At 31.7% G+C, this 5,015-nt stretch carries 3 protein-coding genes; all 3 read right to left on the reverse strand.

Annotated features, from left to right (window positions below):
• On the reverse strand, positions 1-3,513 hold a 3,513-nt coding region (locus AC1DUA_RS22920; protein ID WP_477501973.1), incomplete at its 3' end, for a glycosyltransferase.
• 28 nt (positions 3,514-3,541) lie between these two features.
• On the reverse strand, positions 3,542-4,819 hold the full coding sequence (locus AC1DUA_RS22925) for a methyltransferase domain-containing protein (protein ID WP_477501974.1): 1,278 nt from the start codon (positions 4,817-4,819) through the stop codon (positions 3,542-3,544).
• Position 4,820: 1 nt separating this feature from the next.
• Positions 4,821-5,015: Wzt carbohydrate-binding domain-containing protein (locus AC1DUA_RS22930; protein ID WP_477501975.1), on the reverse strand; the 195-nt coding region annotated here is incomplete at its 5' end.

Genomic DNA, 5,015 nt, shown 5'->3' on the forward strand with positions numbered 1-5,015 from the left:
GTCCTTATCATTAGCTAAAGTTAATATTAAACTAGCAAGGGATGCGTAATCTCCTGGATTATAAAATACCCCATTAACGCCATTTTGAATCTGTTCTTTTAATCCATAAACTGGAGTGGTAATTATCGGTAACTCACATGCCATTGCTTCAAGTGTTACGCGAGGAAAACTTTCAACTCTTGAAGTGCATAAAAATACATCAGCCGCTGAAAAATACAATGAAATTTGAGGTGTCTCTTTAATTATTTGAATTCTTTCTTTGTATTCATTGCTTAATTCGTTATAAATCTTCCAAAGCTCATTACTATATTCGCTTTCTCTGTCACCAACAATAAAAAACTTGAGATTATGCATTGCCTCACTTGGAATCTCTTTTACTGCATTAATTAAGTCTATTTGTCCTTTACGTTCACAGACCGTCCCCAATAACAAATATGCAACTTCATTCTCTTGCACATCAAGCTTGCTTCTAGCCTTTTCTTTGGTCCAATCGTCCAACTTTTCTTTGATACTAGTGATATTGATACCATTATAAATAGTTGTAAAACTTCGATGACTATTTAACTCCTCGCACTGCTCTCGGGTAGCGTCAGACACAAATATGACTTTATAAGGATATTGCATACAATTTAAAGCTTGAGTTGCAATGTCATCTCCGAAATAGTTGAAATATGTTTGCCAAGGTTCACTTTCATGAATATTCCATATGCTTGGTATATCAGCTCTTTTTGCAGCATCAATGCTGAAAAATGATTGATAGGTGTTTCCATAAACAACATCAATATTCCACTCTTCTAAATGAATAGAAAATTCATCAATAGCTTTATTGTAAGAACTTATTCCATTTACTTCAGACAACGGATGTTTAAAAACAAAGACTTGTACACCATTCTCTTCGTATAATTTTCGCAAAGGTCCTTCACTTGGGCAATAAACAATAGGATTAAAAACGCCCTTTTTCTTCAAATCAATAGCAATCTCATATTGATGTAGTGCTCCACCAGTCCAATCTAAAGTAAATGTACATATTAGTACATTCATCAGTGAAACATTATTGAAGTCATTAATTAAGCGTGAATTAATTTCAAATCTTTCATTTTCAAGGGATAGGTTACGATTATAATAGGGATCGATTATACTTCCGTATAGTTCTCTAAATGCAGCTGGCTCTGCCGGATTATCAACGAATCCTCTGGTAAGGCCTTCGTAATGATATAATTCTGCTGTAGGGCAATAAACAATTCTCTTGCCTTTATCATGAACTTTATAACAATAATCTACATCGTTATAAGCTACAGCAAATAGATCACTATTAAATCCTCCTACCTCTAAGAATAAATCCTTAGTAGTAAGTAAACAAGCCGCTGTAACTGCGAGATAATTTCTTGATACTGCTGTGTAACTCAAGTAACCATTATCCCAATGTGGAGCTAATTTAAACGCAGGACCGACCATGCCTTTGTATAAACCATGAATAACCCCTGCATGTTGAATTCTATTATCAGGATAAATTAGTTTTGCCCCTACTATTCCTACACCTTCAATTCCCATATAACCTATCATTTGACTTAGCCACTCTGGCGAGATTACTTCTGTATCATTATTCAGAAATAGAATATATTGCGAATCAACCTCTTCGACTGCCAGGTTGTGAATTCGCGCATAGTTAAATTTACCCTCAATGTTATTAATTTTTAAAACTTTATGAGGTAATGTTTTTAAATATAATAATGTATTTTCATCGTCGCTTTCGTTATCAATGACAACAATTTTATAATTTTTATAGGTTGTTAAAGTAACAATAGAGTCAATGCATTTTTTAAGAATATTTTTGTTATTCTTAGTTGGGATAATAATCGAAACTTCAGGACCACTTTCGGGAAACTTATGCGAATAAATCCCACACCCCGCTTTATATGCCCAGTCTGGCTGATATACCTCCCCTTCTATTCCTCTACGGGAAAATGCATCCTGTATAGCCTTTCTACCTGCTTCAAAACTACTCGGTTTTGCATGTCCAGAAGATGCAGTCGAACCAGGGAGTACTCGCCAATGATATAAGATTTTGGGTATGTGTCCTATATGTCTCGCTTTTTCAGTTACCCTCAATGCCAGATCATAGTCTTGGGAACCTTCATAGCCTACTTGCATACCTCCAACTTGACTGTACATTTCAGCTCTTAAAACAAAAATGTGACTTAAGTACATATATGATAAGAGTAACTCCGGAGACCAATCAGGTTTAAACTGTGGATCAAATCTATTACCTTCATTGTCGATTTTATCATCATCAGAATATAAAACATCTGTTTCAGGATGTTCATCTAGATAAATAGCAATTTCAGCTAAAGCATCTTTTGTTAATTCATCATCATTATCCATTAAAACTAAAAACTCACCTTTGGCTAGCTCAACAGCACTATTAGTAGCCAAACTAATATTTCCATTTTTTTCCCTGTAATTAATAACAATTCTTGAATCAAGTAAAGCATATTTATCAAGAACTTTTCTAACCTCAGGATCTGTACTTGAATCATCTGCAATACATAACTGCCAATAAGGATAGATTTGATCTATTACGCTTTCTATAGCCTTGATAAGAAACTCTATGGGTGGATTATATACTGGCATTATTATGCTTAAAATTTGCTTATTTCTTATTCCTAAAATTTTGTCATTTAATAATTTTTCTCTTAAACCATTCCATTGATTAACTTCTAACCATGCATCATAAGTATCCATTTGAGGCGGTATTGTTAGACCTTTTGGAATATTGGTACTACTTATTTCAACAGATGAATTCCATTTATGTAGAGCTTTTCGTAGTAACACTGGAAATTCATGTATTTTGGGTAATCTGCCTCTTTTTTTATACCAACTTCTACCTTTTTTTGCCGAAAAGGAAATAAATGAGTATAATTTTCTTATTTTTTTAGCATATCTCACTATTTTCTTCTCCAAAATCGAGACTCGAATAATATTAAAATCTATTATTTCGAAATTATTCTTTCTATCGATAGGATCCAATCTTATACTCTTTTTCTCTAAATTAAAATCCACATACAATTCTCTCTTTTGTCCTGTCTCACCTAAATCATAACTATCTTCCTCGGAATATCCTTTGCCACTATTTAAGTAAAGACGTGTATTTCCTGTTACATGTCCTTCACCTTTAATATGGACAATAACTTTAGAAAACCCTAAAGGATAATCTCCAATGAGTTCAAATTGAGGGTCTTCTGATGTGGCAATCCATTTTTCATCATTTTGCTCTAGACCGGCAACAGGGACTAATATGGGATTAAAACTCTTCCTAATTATAAGATCTTTTAGATCTATAATAAAATTCTTTGGGTTTCTTAGAATTCGACCAGAAAATCTTAAAACTCTTGTTAGTTTCCAAGAGGACGAATTTTCCATTTGCTGAATTTGATACATCTTATTTTCTAAATCCTTTTCTAACCTAACTACTTTATTTTCAAGTTTTTCAATAATTTCTTTTTCTGCAGTCATTCTTTTCACACCCTAGGATAAATATTATTTAACGCTTTTTAAAGGCTTTAATAATATTAAAAGGAAATTTACCTTTTATCTCTTTTAATTCGCCGTTTAATTCATCTATTTTTTTTATATTTCGATCATATTCATCTTGTAATTTCAAGATTTCATTTTTATAATATTCCTCAGAATTAATTGACAGATCAATTTGTTCTTGTAATTTTTGAAGATTTTTTTCAGCTTCACTTATTTTAAAATTAAGGTAGTCAATGGACTTTTTAGCTTCTTGATTCTCATGCACTAATTTTTCGATTGAATCTCCGGCTTTTTTAATTTCAAGTTGTTTTGCATCTATTACTAATTTTGCATTATTGATCTGTTGTAAGTAATCGGACTCATTTGATTGTTTTATATTTTTTTCTTTTAATTCTTTTTCCAAACTAATAATTGAAATTTTAGCATTTGAAATTTCTGTTTGTAATTGATTAATTGAATTTTGGGCGTTTAATACTTCTGAATTTTTTTCATTTATTGTATTTCTTGCGTTTATTACTTCTATATTTTTTTCATTTATTGCATTTCTTGCATTTATTATTTCAATTTCATAATTTTCAATAGTATTTTGAGCTTTTGTTATTTCAGAATCAGCAAATCCATTAGTAAACTGTGATTCCCTAAGATCAGGAAGAGCACTATTACTACATATCACAATGAAATACATTGGTTCTAAATTTAAAATATTACCAATGAAATTCGTGGTTTCAAATTCCTTTTTCATGTCCCAAACTAGAGAACTTCGAATCATTCTTTGACCATAAAAAGAACAATTCTGAAAATACTTTTGCATAAGTTCTTTAAATTCATCTTGATAAAATTCGTGAAGATGAAATGGATTATTAAACATTCTAGCATCCGTATACTCCGACTTATTTGGAGTTGAGATCACTAAAAGTCCTTCCTTTTTCAAAACTCTGCTTAATTCAATGATTGCTTTTTCAGGCTCATTGACATGTTCAATAGTTTCATATGAGATTATTATATCAAATTCATTTTCTGAAAATGGGAGCGAATAAATGTCAGATGTTTGAAACTTTATATTTTGCGAACTATATTTTAATTTAGCAGCCTGTATGCTTTCTTCATTAATATCAACTGCTGTAACATTTTTCGCATATTCGGAAATAATACTTGACCCATAACCTTCCCCACAAGCAATATCAAGCACATTTTTATCTTTTACTAAATCTTTAATCAACTGGTAGCGATGCATATGTTCATAAAAAGAAATATCATATCGGTCGRGAATAAATCGTTCGCTCATTTTATTCTTCCCCCAATTTGTAAGTATCAACTTGAACTGAATTAATTCCGACTAAACCAATTACCTCTTTTGAACTAAAAGATGTAACTATTAAAGCATTCTCAATCCAATCGCACATAACGTGATTTTCTTGTGTACCATTTGCAATTGCTGGAGAAATGCTGTAATTTCCTGGTTGAAGCAATGGCCATGGAAA

It is taken from the genome of Paenibacillus sp. 01T422, from assembly GCF_056398785.1.